Here is a 15249-nt window from a genome sequence, read left to right as displayed (position 1 = left end):
GCGGACGACGACGCTAGGCGGCGGACTCGGAGTCGCCGCCGGAGCCGGTGTCGGAGCCGGTGTCGGAGCCGCCGGTCTCGCCCGTGCCGCCGCTGCGCTTGGCGCCGCCGCGGCGACGACGGCGCCGGCGCGGCTTGGCCGGGTCCGCGCCGTCCGCCGCGGGGCCGTCGGCGACGGGGGCGTCCGCGTCGGTCGCGGGGCTGCCGACCTCACCGGCCTGGCTGCCGGCCCCGCCGCGGGTGCGACGGCGGGAGCGGGCGGGGCGGTCGCCGCCCTCGCGCGGCTCCTCGCGGGCGGGGCCACGGCCGGCACCGTGGCCGGCACCGTGGCCGGCACCGTGGCCGGCGCCCTTCGTGCGCTTGCCGGTCTCGCCGAGGTCCTCGAGCACCTCGGCGTCGAGGCCCTCGCGGGTGCGCTGGGCGCGGGGCAGCCGGCCGGTCGCGCCCTCGGGCACGTCCAGGTCGGCGTAGACCCACGGCGAGGTCGAGTAGGTCTCCGGCGGGTCGGTGAACTCCAGGTCCAGCGCCTTGTTGATCAGCTGCCAGCGCGGGATGTCGTCCCAGTCGACCAGCGTGACGGCGACGCCCTCGCGGCCGGCGCGGCCGGTGCGGCCGATCCGGTGCACGTAGGTCTTCTCGTCCTCGGGGCACTGGTAGTTGACGACGTGGCTGACGCCGGTGACGTCGATGCCGCGCGCGGCGACGTCGGTGGCGACCAGGACGTCGACCTTGCCGCTGCGGAAGGCGCGCAGCGCCTGCTCGCGGGCGCCCTGCCCGAGGTCGCCGTGCACGGCGGCCGCGGCGAACCCGCGGTCGACCAGCTCGTCGGCGACCTTCTGCGCGGTCCGCTTGGTGCGGCAGAAGACCATCGCCAGGCCGCGGCCGCGGGCCTGCAGCACGCGGGCGAGCAGCTCGGGCTTGTCCAGGTTGTGCGCCCGGTAGACGAACTGCGTCGTCTGCGGGACGGTCGAGCCCTCGTCGTTGCCGTGGGCGCGGATGTGCGTCGGCTGGGTCATGAACGACCGCGACAGGGTCACGATCGGGCCGGGCATGGTGGCCGAGAACAGCATGGTCTGCCGCTGCGTCGGGACCATCGCGAGGATCCGCTCGATGTCGGGCAGGAAGCCCAGGTCGAGCATCTCGTCGGCCTCGTCGAGGACCAGCACGCGGACCTTGCCGAGGATCAGGTGGCCCTGCTGGGCCAGGTCGAGCAGCCGCCCCGGGGTGCCGACGACGACCTCGACGCCGGCCTGCAGCGCGGCGACCTGCGGCTCGAAGGCGCGCCCGCCGTAGATGGCCTGCACGCGGGTGCCGCGCTTCTTGCCGGCGGTGGCCAGGTCGCGGGCGACCTGCACGCACAGCTCGCGGGTGGGGACGACGACCAGGGCCTGCGGGACGCCGTCGCCGCCCTCGGCCGGCGGGACGACGCGCTGCAGCATCGGGACGCCGAAGCCGAGGGTCTTGCCGGTGCCGGTGCGGGCCTGCCCGATGAGGTCGTGGCCGGCCAGCGCCAGGGGGAGGGTGAGCTCCTGGATGGCGAAGGTGCGGGTGATGCCCGCCTCGGCCAGCGCCGCGACGACGTCGGGGTGGACGTCGAAGTCGCTGAACAGCGGCGCGGTCTCCTCGACGGGCGCGCCGCCGAGCGCCTCGACGGCCTGCTCGAGCTGCTCGGGGGCCGGCGCGCCGGTCTCGGCGTGGTCGAGCTCGGGGGTGGTGGGAGCGCTCTCGGTGGGGGTGCTCTGAGCGGGGGTGCCCTGAGCGGGGGTGCTCTGAGCGGAGGTGCCCTGAGCGGAGGTGCCCTGAGCGGAGGTGCTCTCGGTGGGGGTGCTCTCGGTGGAGGTCAGTGGTCTCGCCTCTGGTCGGCTGGGGGAGCGGCCGGGGCGACGTCCACGTCGCCGGGCGCTCCGCGGTCGGGTGTCGCGGGAGTGCGTTCCAGCGCCGACGCGGCCAGCGGAGCGGGTGGGCTCCCGGGGACGGCCCCTCGCCCGGGATGACTCCTCGGGGCGTCGCGGGGCGGTCGTCAGCGCACAGATACCAGCGAGCCTGGCGGCCCGCTTGTTCCCATGGTAGCGCGCGCAGCGGCTAGCCTCGGTCGCCGCGCGCGGGGACACCCCGCGACCCGTCCCGCCCGGGGGAGGCGGGCGCGGCCGAGCCGCTCCCCGGAGGTGTCCCGTGACCACGGTCGAGACCCGAGCCGTCGTCGACCTGCTCGGCGTGCTGGCCTACGCCGAGCTGACGGCGTTCGACCGGCTCGCCGAGGACGCCCGGATGGCGCCGACCCCGGCCGGTCACGCCGCCCTGGCCCGCATGGCCGCCGCCGAGATCGGCCACCACGACCGGCTGACCCGGCGGCTGACCGAGCTGGGCGCCGACCCCGCGAGGGCGATGGCGCCGTTCGTGCGGGCGCTCGACGGCTTCCACGAGGGCACCCGCCCGCGGACGTGGCTCGAGGGCCTGGTCAAGGCCTACGTCGGCGACGGGCTGGCCGCCGACTTCCACCGCGAGATCGCCGGGTTCCTGCCCGAGCCGGACCGGTCGCTGATCCTCGAGGTGCTCGCCGACACCGGCCACGCCGACTTCGCCGTCCGGGAGGTGCGCGCCGCGATCGCCGCCCAGCCGGCGCTGGCCGGCCGGCTGGCGCTGTGGGGGCGGCGGCTGGTGGGGGAGGCGATCTCCCGGTCGCAGGCGGTCGTCGCCGAGCGCGACGAGCTGGCCCGGCTCATCGTCAGCGGCACCGGTGACCTGTCGGGCCTGGGCCGGCTGGTCGAGCGGATCACCGCCGCGCACACCGAGCGCATGCGCACCCTGGGTCTCAACCCCTGAGGGAGGGCCGCGCGAGCGGTCCCCGGACACGCGTCAGGCGCCCTCTCCGCCGGACGGAGGGGGCGCCTGACGTGTGCTCGGCGGTCAGGCCCCGGCGACGAAGCCCACCCGGCGCTGGTCGGCCTGGGCGATCTCCACGTAGGCGATGCGGTCGACCGGGACGAGGACGCGGCGCCCGCGCTCGTCCTCCAGGGTCAACAACCCGTCCTTGGTGGCGCCGCCCATGGCAGCGGCGACGTCGGCGGCGATCTCTTCAGGGGTCTTCGGGCTGTCGACGACCAGCTCCCGGGGGGAGTGCTGGACACCGATCTTGACTTCCACGCGGGATGCCTCCTCGGGTTGCACGGCTGCCGACCACGCTAGTCCAGGGCCGGCCGGGCGGCCCCGCCGCGCAGGTGCGCCGACAGCGAACGGCCCGGCAGGACCGACGGCGGCGCTCAGCCGGCGGAGGGCTCACCCTCGACCCGAGGGAACCGGGAGATGCCGCGCCAGGCCAGCGACGACATGAGCGACACCGCCTCCTCGCGCGGCAGCGTGCCCTTGTGCGCCAGCCACCAGCGGGCGCTCGTCTCGGCCAGCCCGGTCAGCCCGGAGGCGAGCAGGTGCGCCTGCTCCGGCGAGCTGCCGGTGTCCCCGGCGATCACCTCGGCGATCGCCTCCACGCACGCCCGGTTGCCGCGGTCGACGAGCGCGCGGACGTCGTCGTCGTTGCGCAGGTCGGACTCGAAGACCAGCCGGAAGGCCCCGCCCTCGGCGTCGACGAAGTCGAAGTACGCGCCCACCGCGCCGTGCACCCGCTGCCGGTTGTCCTCGGTGCCGGCCATCGCCTCGCGCACCCGGTCGGTCAGCTCGGTCACCTGCTGCTCGAGCAGCGCCAGGTACAGCTCCCGCTTGCCGGGGAAGTGCTGGTAGAGCACCGGCTTGCTGACGCCGGCGCGGTCGGCGATGTCGTCCATGGCCGCGGCGTGGAAGCCGTGGGCGACGAACACCTCCTGCGCGGCCTGGAGCAGCTGCAGTCGCCGGGCACCCCGGGGCAGCCGTGAGGTGCGGCGGACGGGGACCGGGCGTGAGGGCTGCATGGCGCCGGGGATGTTACCGGCGGGTCACCGCGTGCACGCACGTCGACGGCCTGGCTTACGGTCGCCGGGTGCCCGAGGCCTCCCGCACGCGCACCCGCCGAGCCCTGGCGCCCCCGACCGTCGCGCCGTCGTCCACCGCGCGGCTGTCGGCGGCGGCGCTGCCCTCGACCGACCCCCCTCCCCCGGCCTGGCCGGGGGAGGACGTCGCCGTCCAGGGGGGTTCGGTGTACGTGCGCGGCACCCCGTGGGTCGGTCCGCCCGGGGGGCCGCGGGAACGCGCGCTGTACGTGCACGGCCTGGGCGGGGCGTCCACCAACTGGACCGACCTCGCCGCGCTGCTGGCCGTCCGCTGCGAGGGCTGGGCGATCGACCTGCCCGGCTTCGGGCGTTCCTCGCCGCCGCCGGACGGCTCGTACTCCGTCCGCGGGCACGTGCGGGCCGTGGTCGAGGTCCTCGAGCACGTCCGGGCCCGGCCCGGGGAGGCCGCCGGCCGGCCGGTTCACCTGCTCGGCAACAGCCTCGGCGGGCTGGTCGCCCTGCTCGTCGCCGCCCGGCGGCCCGACCTCGTCGCCTCCCTGACGCTGATCTCCCCGGCGATGCCGGTCCACCGCGTGCCGCAGGCCTTCGGGCGGGCGCTGCTGCTGGTCCTGCTGCCCGGCGTCCCGTCGCTGGCCGAGCGGCGGCTGGCCGGGGTGACGCCGGAGCAGTCGGTGCGCGGGATGCTGCAGGTGTGCTTCGGCGACCCCCGGCGGGTCCCGCCCGAGCGGCTCGACGCCGCCGTCGAGGAGATGCGCGAGCGGACGGCGCAGGCGTGGGCGAACCGCGCGCTGGTCCGCAGCATGCGGGGGCTGATCACCTCCTACCTGCGGATCGGCCGGGCCAACGCCTGGCGCCTGGCCCGCGCGCTGCGCGTGCCGACGCTGGTGGTGTGGGGCGACCGCGACCGCCTGGTCGACCCCCGCCTGGCGCCGCGCCTGGCGGCCGCCGTCCCGGACGCGCGGCTGCTCGTCCTCGAGGGGGTCGGGCACGTCGCGATGCTGGAGGCGCCCGAGCAGACGGCGCGGGCGGTGCTCGGCCTGCTCGAGGACACCGCGGGGGACACCGCGGGGGACACGGCGGGGAACACGGCGGCGGTCACCCCGTGGGGCGCGCCGGCCGTCGAGGAGTGGGCCGGCTGACCGACGGCGTGCCTCCGACCCGGGTGCCGGCCCGGCCCGGTGAGCCGTGAGAACCTGACCGGTGGACGCGCGGTGACGGCCCCGGCCGCCTGCGTAACCGGCAGGACGAGACGCGGCCCCGAGCCCCGGCCGCACCGGTGAGGAGGCCGCGCGTGGCAGGACCGCACCCCGGCCGGCCGCTCCGCACGGAGCCCGGTCCCCGGCCCAGGCCTGGTCCCAGGCCGGGTCCCAGGCCGGGTCCCAGGCCGGGTCCCAGGCCGGGTCCGGAGCCGTGGCCCGGTCCCGAGCCCGTCGGTGGCCTGCCCCGCGTCCCGCCCCCGCCGGGACGGCGTCCGGTCTCCCGGGACCTGCCCGACCGGCCGTTCGTGCGCCGCCCGCCGGCGCGGTCCCGCCCGGCCGGGCCGCTGGTCGCCCGCCGCGACCCGGTCGCCGTCCGCCCGGACGTCGGGCCGCGGTCCACCGGCCCCCACCCGCCGCCGCCGCGCCGGCGCGCCGGGTGGCTGCGCCGGTTCGTCGCCCGGCACGGGTGGCGCGCCTACGCCATCCCGCTGCTCACCGTCGCCACGGTGCTGACGCTGGTCGACCTGGTCCTCCCCGCCCGGGGCAGCGAGCCGGCCCCCGCGGCCACGGCCGACGGCGGCCAGGTCCCCGCGGACGAGGATGCCGCCGGCGGCACGACGCCGACCTCGGCTTCGCCGACCGCACCGGCCGAGGGCGACGCCGGCCCGACCGAGATCCCGGCGGGCCCCGCCGCGGCGACGTACGTGCAGCGGGGCGCCGGCTCCATGACGGTCGTCCCCGGCACCTCCGCCGTCCAGGGCAGCGGCCCGCTCCAGCGCTTCGTCGTCGAGGTGGAGGACGGCATCGGCGTCGACGGGGCGACCTTCGCCGCCGCGGTCGAGGCCACGCTCGGCGACCCCCGCTCGTGGGGCAGCGGCGGGCGCATGTCCTTCCAGCGGGTGGGCGAGCAGGAGGCCGCGGCCGGCGAGTACGAGTTCCGGGTCAGCCTGGTCAGCCCCGGGAGCATGGAGCGGTGGTGCCCGGGCGTGGGGACCGGCGGGTACACCTCCTGCCGCTACGGCGAGCGCGCCGTCATCAACCTGGCCCGCTGGGAGACCGCCGTCCCCGACTACGAGGGCGACGTCGCGACCTACCGGCAGTACGTGGTGAACCACGAGGTGGGCCACGCGCTCGGCAACGGCCACCGGTCCTGCCCGGGCCCGGGGCGGCCCGCGCCGGTCATGCAGCAGCAGACGCTCGGTCTCGAGGGCTGCACCAGGAACGCCTGGCCCTTCCCGTAGCGGCCCGGCGCCGAGGGCGGTTCCGGGGCGGACCGGTTCCGGCGCCGCGGGGACTCCCCGGCGCCGGCGCACCGGACTACGCTGCGCTGCCGGTGCGCCGGGACGTCCGCCCGGCAGTGGTGCTCCCGGCGGCCCGATGGGAGCGCCATGGCCACTGCAGCCGCGACCACGCCCGCCGTGCTCCTCGACGGCCTCGGCAAGCGCTTCGGGCACACCGAGGCGGTCGTGGACCTGTCCCTGCGGGTCCCCGCCGGTGAGGTGTTCGGCTTCCTCGGCCCCAACGGCGCGGGCAAGTCCACCACCATCCGCCTGCTGCTGGGCCTCCTGCGGCCGACCGCCGGCCGTGCCGAGGTCTTCGGCGACCCGGCGGGCGACGTGGAGCGCGCCCACCGGCACCTGGCCCACGTCCCGGCCGACGTCGCCCTGTGGCCGGCCCTCAGCGGCCAGGAGTGCCTCGACCTGCTCGCCGGCGTGGGCCCGGGCACCGACCTCGCCTACCGCGAGGAGCTCGTGCAGCGCTTCGCCCTGGACGTCGGGAAGCGGGCGCGGACGTACTCCACGGGCAACCGGCAGAAGGTCGCGCTGGTGGCCGCCTTCGCCACACGCGCGCCGCTGCTGGTGCTCGACGAGCCCACCAGCGGCCTCGACCCGCTCATGGAGCGGGAGTTCCGCCGGTGCATCGCCGAGGCCGCCGAGCGCGGGCAGACCGTCTTCCTCAGCTCCCACCAGCTGGCCGAGGTCGAGGCCGTGTGCACGCGGGTCGGGATCCTGCGCCACGGGCACCTCGTCGAGGTCGCCGGACTCGAGGAGCTGCGCCGGCTGCGCCGCTCGGAGGTCACCGTCGAGCTGGCCGGCCCGGCGCCCGGGCTGGCCGCCCTGGCCGGGCTGCCGGGGGTGTCCGACGTCCGGTGGACGTCGCCGCTGCAGCTCACCCTGGCGCTGACCGGCCCGCCCGGTCCGGTGCTGCGGGCCCTGGGCGAGGCCGACGTCGTGCGCCTCGACGTGCGGGAGCCGACCCTCGAGGAGATCTTCCTCGACTACTACGGCCAGGCCGCGGCGTGACCACCCGGACCCCGCCGCGCACCGCGCCGGCCCCGTCGCGGCCCGCGCTCCCGCGGGCCGGTGCCGCCGTCACCGCAGGGCTGGTCCGGGAGCTGCGCCGCGGCACGGTCGTCGTCGCCGTGGTCTGCGGCGGGCTGGCCGCCTTCGTCGCCGCGGAGTACGAGAGCACCTTCAGCGGCGCGGTCGGCGCCGACTCCCTCACCGCGCTCGCGGAGAACCCGGCCATCCGCACGCTGTTCGGCCCGCCGGTGGCCCTCGACGACCCCGGCGGCTTCACCGTCTGGCGCACCGGCACGGTGCTCGCCGTCCTGGCCGGCGTGTGGGCCGTGCTCGCCGGCACCCGCGTCACCCGCGGCGAGGAGGACGCCGGGCGGGCCGACCTGCTGCTCGCCGGGCGGGTCCGCCTGACCTCCCTGGTGGGGCGGGCGCTGGCCGTCGTCCTCGGGGCCGGCGCGGTCGTGGGCGTGGCCCTGGTCGTCGGCCTGCTGCTCGCGGGGGCCGCGCCGGCGGGCACGGTCCTGTTCGGGGCGCTGGTCGGCGGGACGGCGATGGCCGGGGGCGCCCTCGGTGTGCTGACCGGGCAGCTGCTGTCCGAGCGCCGCGCCGCCTCGGGGCTCGGCGTCGCCCTGCTCCTCGCGGCGCTGCTCGCCCGCATGGTCGGCGACGGCGTGGCGGCCCTGTCCTGGCTGCAGTGGCTGAGCCCCTTCGGCCTGGTGGCGCGGGTGGCGCCGTACGCCGGGGACCGCGCGGCGCCGCTGCTCGTGCTGGCCGCGCAGGTCGCCGTCCCGGCCGTGCTGGCCCTGGCGGCGGCCCGGTCGCGCGACGTCGGCACCGGGCGGTGGCGCGGGCGCGACCGGGTGCGGTCACCGAGCCGGCTGCTGCGGTCCCTGCCCGGTCTGGCCGTGCACCGCACCCGCCGCGCGACGGTGACCTGGTCACTCGGCGTGGGCGCCTACTTCCTGCTCATCGGGCTGCTCGCCACGGCGATGCTGGACTTCCTGCGGGACAACCCCGTCTTCGCGCAGATGGCCGCCGCGGCCGGCTTCGCCCGGCTGGCGTCGGTGGAGGGCTACGCCGCGTCGCTGTTCTCGCTGCTGGCCGTGCCGGTGGGCGCCTACGCCGCGGGGCGGGTCGCCGGGCTCGCGGCCGACGAGGCGGCCTCCCGGCTGACGCTGCTGTACTCCCGGCCGGTGTCCCGGGTGCGGTGGGCCGGCGCGGAGGCCGCGGCCGTCGCCGTCGGCACCGTGGTGGTGGCCGCGGCCGCGGGCGCGGCCACCTGGGCCGGTGCCACCTGGGTGGGCGCCGGGCTCGGGTTCGGGGACGCGCTGCGCGGCGCGCTGGACGTCGTGCCCGTGGCGCTGCTGTGTCTCGGTGCGGCCCTGCTGGCGCTGGGGTGGCTGCCCTCGGCGGTGCTGGCCGTCGGGGTGCTGCCGGCCGCGGGCGGCTACCTGCTCCTGGTGTTCGCCGACACCTTCGGCTGGCCGTCCTGGGTGCGGGGCGTCTCCCCGTTCGCCCACCTGGCGGCCGTGCCGGCCGAGCCGGTGGACGTCGCCGGCGCGGTCGGGATGCTGCTCGTCGCCGCCGTCCTGGGTGTGGTGGGGATCGCCAGCTACGCCCGCCGGGACCTCCGCGGCTGAGGGAACAGGCCGGCCTGGGACGCTGTTACCCGCACGAACGCCGGCCCTGCTGGGGCCGCTGGTCGCGACCCGAGGAGTCAAGCGTGTCCCTGCCACCCCTGGTGGAGCCCGCCGCCGACCTGTCGATCGACGAGGTCCGCCGCTACAGCCGCCACCTGATCATCCCGGACGTCGGGATGGACGGGCAGAAGCGGCTGAAGAACGCCAAGGTGCTCGCCGTCGGCGCCGGCGGTCTGGGCTCGCCGGTGCTCATGTACCTGGCCGCGGCCGGCGTGGGCACCCTGGGCATCGTCGAGTTCGACGTCGTCGACGAGTCCAACCTGCAGCGGCAGATCATCCACGGCCAGTCCGACGTCGGCCGGTCCAAGGCCGAGAGCGCGCGCGACTCCATCAAGGAGATCAACCCGCTGGTGAACGTCCGGCTGCACGAGACGCGGCTGGACAGCGACAACGTGCTGGACATCTTCGGTGAGTACGACCTCATCGTCGACGGCACCGACAACTTCGCCACGCGCTACCTGGTCAACGACGCGTGCGTGCTGCTGGACAAGCCCTACGTCTGGGGCTCGATCTACCGCTTCGACGGCCAGGTGTCGGTCTTCTGGAACGAGCACGGCCCGAACTATCGCGACCTCTACCCGGTGCCCCCGCCGCCCGGCATGGTCCCGAGCTGCGCCGAGGGCGGCGTGCTCGGCGTCCTGTGCGCCACCATCGGCGCCATCCAGGCCACCGAGGCGGTCAAGCTCATCACCGGCATCGGCGAGACGCTGCTCGGCCGGCTGATGGTCTACGACGCCCTGGAGATGACCTTCCGCACGATCAAGGTGCGCAAGGACCCTGAGGGCGAGCCGATCACCGGGCTCATCGACTACGAGGCCTTCTGCGGCGTCGTCTCGGCCGAGGCCCAGGAGGCGGCGGCGGGCTCGACGATCACCGTCGACGAGCTCAAGGACATGATGGACGCGGGCAAGGACTTCGAGCTCATCGACGTCCGCGAGCCCAACGAGTACGAGATCGTCTCGATCCCGGGCGCCAAGCTCATCCCGAAGGACGAGATCCTCTCCGGCCGGGCGCTGTCCGAGCTGCCGAACGACAAGCCGATCGTGCTGCACTGCAAGACCGGCGTCCGCTCGGCCGAGGTGCTCGCCGCGGTCAAGAACGCCGGGTTCAAGGACGCCGTGCACGTGCAGGGCGGCGTGACGGCGTGGGCGACGCGCATCGACAAGACGCTGCCCACCTACTGACGAAGGAGCCCCTCGCCCCACCGCTCGCACGCTCGCGGCGGGGCCCTGCGGGGGGCCGTTCCAGGCGCTCACCGAGGGCCCGGCACCCGTTCGCGGGTGCCGGGCCCCCGGCGGCTGTGTTGACTGTCCGGGTGACCGCACCTCCCGATGCCACCGAGCTGCTCGAGCTCTTCCAGCGCGCCCAGGCCGCCTTCACCGACCGCGTCGACGCCGTCGAGCCGGGTCAGTGGGACCTCGAGGCGCTGCCCGGCTGGACCGTGGCCGACCTCGTCGCCCACCTCGTCGGCGAGGCGCACTGGGTGCCCGGCCTGCTCGCCGGCGAGCCGCTCGACGACGTCGCCGCGCAGGTGCCCGCGGGGACCGACGCGCTGCTGGCCCCCGATCCGCTGACCGCGTGGGAGGCCGTGGCCGACGAGGCGCTGGCCGCCGTCGCCGCGGCCGGGGACCTCACCGGCACGGTGCACCTCTCCCGGGGACCGACGCCGGCGCACGAGTACGTCGAGGAGCTGACCGCCGACCTCAGCGTGCACTCCTGGGACCTCGCCCGCGCCACCGGCGGGGACGAGGAGCTCGACCCGGCGCTGGTGCGCGCCGCCGGGTCCCTCGCCGACCGGCTGCCTGCCGACGGCGTCCCCGGCCTGTTCGACCCGCCGGTCGAGGTCCCCGAGGGCGCCCCGCCGCAGGTCCGTCTGCTGGCGCGCTTCGGCCGCCGTGCGTGAACCGGCCGACCCGGCCGACGTGGACGAGGCCGTGTTCGACGTCGTCGAGACGATCCCGCCGGGCCGGGTGAGCACCTACGGCGCCATCGGTCGGCTGGTCGGCGTCGGCCCGCGGCGGGTGGCCCGGGCGCTGTCGACCGGCGGGGGAGCGGTGCCCTGGTACCGCGTGCTGCGCGCCGACGGCACCTGCGCCGAGCCGGTGCGGGTCCGCCAGCTGGAACTGCTGGCCGGCGAGGGCGTGCCGGTCCGCGACGGCCGGGTGGACCTCGCCGCCGTCGGCTGGCCCTGAGCCGATGAGTCGGCGGACCCGCGGCGGTCTGTCGTCGTGACCGCCTGACCGGGAGGAACCGTGGCCACCCTGCTCTACTCCGCCACCGCGTCGCTGGACGGCTTCATCGCCGGTCCCGGCGGTGACATGTCCTGGCTGACGCCGCACCTGGCGGCGCCGAACCCCACCGCCGACCGGCTGCTGGCCCGGGTCGGCGCACTGCTCGTCGGTGCCCGGACCTTCGGCGGCGACGACCCGAACCGCGGCACCGAGCAGGAGGGCGCCTTCGGCGGGCAGTGGTCCGGCCCGGTCGTCCTGCTCACCCACCGGCCGGCCGCGCAGCCGCTCGAGGGGGTCACCGCCACCGACGACCTGCACCGCGCCGTCGACCTCGCCCGGGAGGCGGCCGGGGACGGCGTCGTCAACGTCCTCGGGGCCGACGTCGCCCGGCAACTGGTCGACGCCCGGCTGCTCGACGAGGTGCTGCTGTTCCTCGCGCCGGTCCTGCTCGGCGACGGCGTCCGGGTGTTCGACCACCCCGGCGGGACGCCGGTGCTGCTCGACCGCCTCCCCGGTGAGAGCGAGCACTGGTACCGCGTCCGGTACTGAGCCGGCCGGACGGCGCCGTGTGCACGTGCCGCTGCCGGCGGCGTCCCCCGCCCGCGCTGTGTGCACACACCGCGGTCCGTGCGCGCGGGCGTGACCAGCAGCTCCCCGAGCTGTCGGGCCCGCGTGGTCTCATCGAGGGGTGGCACTGCGGGGGGACGAGGCAGCGCCGGTGTACCGGCTCGTGCAGACGGCGCCGGCGCCGGTGCGGCGTCCTCGGCTCGACCCCACGCAGCAGGCCGTCGCCGACCACGCCGGCGGCCCGCTGCTGGTGCTCGCCGGCCCCGGCACCGGCAAGACGACGACGATCGTCGAGGCCGTGGCCGCGCGCATCGACCGCGGCGTCGACCCCGAGCAGATCCTGGTCCTGACCTTCAGCCGCAAGGCCGCCGCCGAGCTGCGCACGCGCATCACCGCGCGCGTCGACCGCACCATCCGCGAGCCGCTGGCCCGCACCTTCCACTCCTACGCCTACGGTCTGCTGCGGCGGGCGGCGCTGCTGCGCGGCGAGGCGCCGCCCCGGCTGCTCACCGCCGCCGAGCAGGACGCCGTCGTCGCCGAGCTGCTCCGGGGTGACCTCGCGGGGGAGGGCGCGGTGCACTGGCCGGCGTCGCTGCTGCCGGCGCTGGCCACCGCCGGGTTCCGCGGGGAGCTGCGCGACCTGCTGCTGCGCGCCACCGAGCGGGGTGTCGACCCGGAGCTGCTGGCCGCCTGGGGCCGGGAGACCGGCACCGAGGCGTGGCCGCACGTGGCGGCGTTCCTGGAGCAGTACGAGGCGGTCACCGCCTTCTCCACCGCCGGCGGGGGAGACGCCTCGGGCTACGACCCCGCCGAGCTGGTCCGCGCCGCCATCGCCGAGCTCGAGGACGACCCCGACCTGCTGCGCCACGAGCGCGAGCGGGCCCGCTGGCTGTTCGTCGACGAGTACCAGGACACCGACCCCGCCCAGGTCGAGCTGCTCGAGCTGCTCGCCGGCGGCGGGGGTGACCTGGTCGTCGTCGGCGACCCCGACCAGGCGGTTTATGCCTTCCGGGGCGCCGAGCCCCGCGGCATCGTCGAGTTCCCCGACCGCTTCCGCAGGGTCGACGGCCGGCCGGCGCCGCGGCTGTCGCTGGGTGTGTGCCGGCGTTCCGGGCCGGGGCTGCTCGCGGTCAGCCGGCGGGTGGCCGAGGCGCTGCCGGGGCCGTGGGAGCACCGCCGTCTGCAGGCCGTCCCCGGAGCCGAGGAGGGCGCCGCGGAGGTGCACGTGTTCGGCTCGGCCAGCATCGAGGCCGCCTACGTCGCCGACGTGCTGCGTCGCGCGCACCTCGTCGACGACGTCCCGTGGTCGCAGATGGCCGTCGTGGTGCGCACCGCACTGGCGATCGGTCCGCTGCGCCGCGCGCTGACGTCGGCCGGCGTGCCGGTCGAGGTCTCCGCCGACGACGTCCCGCTGGCCGCGCAGCCGGCCGTCGCCCCGCTGCTCGCCGCGCTCTCCGCGCTGCTGCCCCCGCGGGGTGCCGAGCCCGGCGCGCTGTCGCTGGACGAGCCCGGCGCCGAGGCGCTGCTGGCCTCCCCGCTGGGCGGGGCCACCGTCCTCGACCTGCGCCGGCTGCGCCGGGCGGTGCGCGTCGCCCAGGCCCAGCGGGGGGTGGACGCCGACGAGCGCGGGGAACCGCTGGCCACCGCGCTGGCCGACGAGCTGCTGCTCGAGGAGCTGCCCGAGCCGGTGTCCCGGCCGGCCCGGCGGGTCGCGGCGGTCCTGGCCGCCGGCCGGGTGGCGCTGGCGCGCGACGGCTCGGCCGAGGACGTGCTGTGGGCGATGTGGCAGCGCAGCGGCCTGGCCGCGAAGTGGGCCCGCGCCAGCGCCGCCGGCGGGGCCGCCGGAGCGGTGGGCGACCGCGACCTCGACGCCGTCGTGGCGCTGTTCGACGCCGCCGCGGGCTTCGTCGACCGGTTGCCCTCGGCCACCGTCGGGGCCTTCGTCGAGCACCTGGCGGCCCAGGAGCTGCCCGGCGTCGCCGGCGCGGCGCGCGACGGCCTGCCCGACGCGGTGCGGCTGCTCACCGCGCACGCGTCCAAGGGCCTGGAGTGGGACGTCGTCTGCGTCGCCGGCGTGCAGGAGGGCGTCTGGCCCGACCTGCGCGACCGCGGCACGCTGCTGGGCACCGAGCTGCTGGTCGAGCGGGTCGCCGGCATCGACGGCACCGTGGTCGACCGGCGCACCCAGCTGCTGGCCGAGGAGCGGCGGCTGTTCTACGTCGCGGCCACCCGCGCCCGCCGCCGGCTGGTCGTCACCGCCGTCGAGGGTGCCCTCGACGGCCCGGACTCCGGGGCCACGGCCTCCCGCTTCCTCGACCTCGTCGTCCCCCCGCCGGACGAGGGCCGGCCACTGACCCCGCTGCCGCGCTCCCTGCGGCTGCCTGCGCTGGTGGCCGACCTGCGCCGGGCGGTCAGCGACCCGCAGACCGAGCCGGCGCGCCGCTCGGCGGCCGCCGCGGTGCTGCGCCGGCTGGCCGACGAGGGCGTCCCCGGTGCGTCCCCGGCCGACTGGTGGGGGCTCGCGCCGGTGTCCGACGACGCCCCGCTGGTGCCCGACGGCGAGCCGGTGCGGGTGCGCCCGTCGGCGATCGAGACCTTCCAGCGCTGCCCGCTGAAGTGGGTGCTCGGCGCGGTCGGTGCCGAGGCCTCGCCCGACGCCACCCGCACGGTCGGCACCGCGGTGCACGCCGTCGCCCAGCGGGTGGCCGAGGGGCTGCCGCCGGCCGAGGCGCCGGCCGCGCTGGCCGCCGAGCTCGACGTCCTCGCCCTCGGCCCCGGCTGGGCCGACCAGCGGCAGCGCGTGGCCGCGCGCGACATGCTCGACCGCTTCCTGCGGTGGCACGCGGCCAACCGCCGCGAGCTGGTCGCCGCCGAGGCCGACTTCGACGTCACCGTCGGCCGGGCGCGCATCCGCGGCCAGGTCGACCGGCTCGAGCGCGACGGGCAGGGGCGGCTGGTCGTCGTCGACCTCAAGACCGGCCGGTCGCCGGCCAAGGACGTCGACGGCCACGGGCAGCTGGCCGCCTACCAGGTCGCCGTCGCGGCCGGCGGGTTCGGCGAGCACGGCGACGCGCCGGGCGGGGCGTCACTGCTGCAGGTCGGGTCGGGCTCGAAGGCCAAGGAGCAGGCGCAGGAGCCGCTGCCGGGGGGCGTGCCGGTGCACGACACGTGGGCCGGGGAGCTGGTGGCCGGCGTCGGCGACGGCATGGGCGCGGCCACCTTCGAGGTGCGCACCGGCAGCCACTGCTCCCGCTGCCCCGCGCGGCGCAGCTGCCCGCTGCACGAGCGCGGCCGGCAGGTCACCTCGTGAGT

At 77.3% G+C, this 15249-nt stretch carries 13 protein-coding genes; 10 read left to right on the top strand and 3 right to left on the bottom strand.

Translation table 11 applies throughout. From position 1 onward, the window contains the following. Positions 1–13: 13 nt before the first annotated feature. Positions 14–2110 carry a DEAD/DEAH box helicase gene (locus tag ACWIZO_RS02365; RefSeq protein ID WP_448640945.1) on the bottom strand — a complete coding sequence of 699 codons (2097 nt, stop codon included), beginning with the start codon at positions 2108–2110 and terminating at the stop codon, positions 14–16. 61 nt (positions 2111–2171) lie between these two features. On the opposite strand from ACWIZO_RS02365, the gene ACWIZO_RS02360 reads away from it, so the two are divergent. Next, positions 2172–2822 carry a ferritin-like fold-containing protein gene (locus ACWIZO_RS02360; protein WP_448640944.1) on the top strand — a complete coding sequence of 217 codons (651 nt, stop codon included), beginning with the start codon at positions 2172–2174 and terminating at the stop codon, positions 2820–2822. Between the two features lie 84 nt (positions 2823–2906). Here ACWIZO_RS02360 and ACWIZO_RS02355 read toward each other — a convergent pair whose 3' ends face one another. Both ACWIZO_RS02355 and ACWIZO_RS02350 read right to left on the bottom strand, forming a co-directional pair. After that, a complete protein-coding gene (locus ACWIZO_RS02355) occupies positions 2907–3143 on the bottom strand; it encodes a DUF3107 domain-containing protein (RefSeq protein WP_446757165.1) in 237 nt (78 codons plus the stop codon). A 116-nt stretch (positions 3144–3259) separates the two neighbouring features. Then, positions 3260–3901: a TetR/AcrR family transcriptional regulator gene (locus ACWIZO_RS02350; RefSeq protein ID WP_448640943.1), complete on the bottom strand. Its 642-nt coding sequence runs from the start codon at positions 3899–3901 to the stop codon at positions 3260–3262. Positions 3902–3969: 68 nt separating this feature from the next. On the opposite strand from ACWIZO_RS02350, the gene ACWIZO_RS02345 reads away from it, so the two are divergent. The 9 genes from ACWIZO_RS02345 (at position 3970) to ACWIZO_RS02305 (ending at position 15247) form a co-directional block, all read left to right on the top strand. Continuing rightward, complete coding sequence (locus ACWIZO_RS02345; RefSeq protein ID WP_448640942.1) at positions 3970–5079, top strand: alpha/beta fold hydrolase; 1110 nt, start codon at positions 3970–3972, stop codon at positions 5077–5079. A 365-nt stretch (positions 5080–5444) separates the two neighbouring features. Then, positions 5445–6380 carry a DUF3152 domain-containing protein gene (locus ACWIZO_RS02340; RefSeq protein ID WP_448640941.1) on the top strand — a complete coding sequence of 312 codons (936 nt, stop codon included), beginning with the start codon at positions 5445–5447 and terminating at the stop codon, positions 6378–6380. A gap of 147 nt (positions 6381–6527) precedes the next feature. Beyond that, on the top strand, positions 6528–7442 hold the full coding sequence (locus ACWIZO_RS02335) for an ABC transporter ATP-binding protein (protein ID WP_448640940.1): 915 nt from the start codon (positions 6528–6530) through the stop codon (positions 7440–7442). Continuing rightward, the gene (locus ACWIZO_RS02330; RefSeq protein ID WP_448640939.1) at positions 7439–9079 is read left to right on the top strand and encodes a hypothetical protein; all 1641 of its coding nucleotides are present in this window, start codon (positions 7439–7441) and stop codon (positions 9077–9079) included. Before ACWIZO_RS02335 ends, ACWIZO_RS02330 begins: the two co-directional genes overlap by 4 nt. Before the next feature lie 83 nt (positions 9080–9162). Beyond that, positions 9163–10323, top strand: a complete 1161-nt coding sequence (gene moeZ / locus ACWIZO_RS02325; RefSeq protein ID WP_448640938.1) for an adenylyltransferase/sulfurtransferase MoeZ — start codon at positions 9163–9165, stop codon at positions 10321–10323. A gap of 131 nt (positions 10324–10454) precedes the next feature. Continuing rightward, positions 10455–11042, top strand: a complete 588-nt coding sequence (locus tag ACWIZO_RS02320; protein ID WP_448640937.1) for a TIGR03086 family metal-binding protein — start codon at positions 10455–10457, stop codon at positions 11040–11042. Further along, positions 11035–11331 (top strand): MGMT family protein, encoded by a 297-nt coding sequence (locus ACWIZO_RS02315; protein WP_448640936.1) that lies wholly within the window; start codon positions 11035–11037, stop codon positions 11329–11331. Before ACWIZO_RS02320 ends, ACWIZO_RS02315 begins: the two co-directional genes overlap by 8 nt. A gap of 60 nt (positions 11332–11391) precedes the next feature. Beyond that, complete coding sequence (locus ACWIZO_RS02310) at positions 11392–11919, top strand: dihydrofolate reductase family protein (RefSeq protein WP_448640935.1); 528 nt, start codon at positions 11392–11394, stop codon at positions 11917–11919. A 139-nt stretch (positions 11920–12058) separates the two neighbouring features. Then, positions 12059–15247 carry an ATP-dependent helicase gene (locus ACWIZO_RS02305; RefSeq protein ID WP_448640934.1) on the top strand — a complete coding sequence of 1063 codons (3189 nt, stop codon included), beginning with the start codon at positions 12059–12061 and terminating at the stop codon, positions 15245–15247. Positions 15248–15249 lie beyond the last annotated feature (2 nt).

The sequence above is a fragment of the Geodermatophilus sp. URMC 63 genome (assembly GCF_053502565.1).
Note: the sequence above shows the minus strand (reverse complement) of the source record. Positions and strands in the feature narration are given on the sequence as shown.

Bases quoted from the DNA above. Each gene is read 5' to 3' on its own strand.
- ACWIZO_RS02350 (WP_448640943.1), bottom strand. From the start codon at position 3,901: ATGCAGCCCTCACGCCCGGTCCCCGTCCGCCGCACCTCACGGCTGCCC.
- ACWIZO_RS02335 (WP_448640940.1), top strand. From the start codon at position 6,528: ATGGCCACTGCAGCCGCGACCACGCCCGCCGTGCTCCTCGACGGCCTC.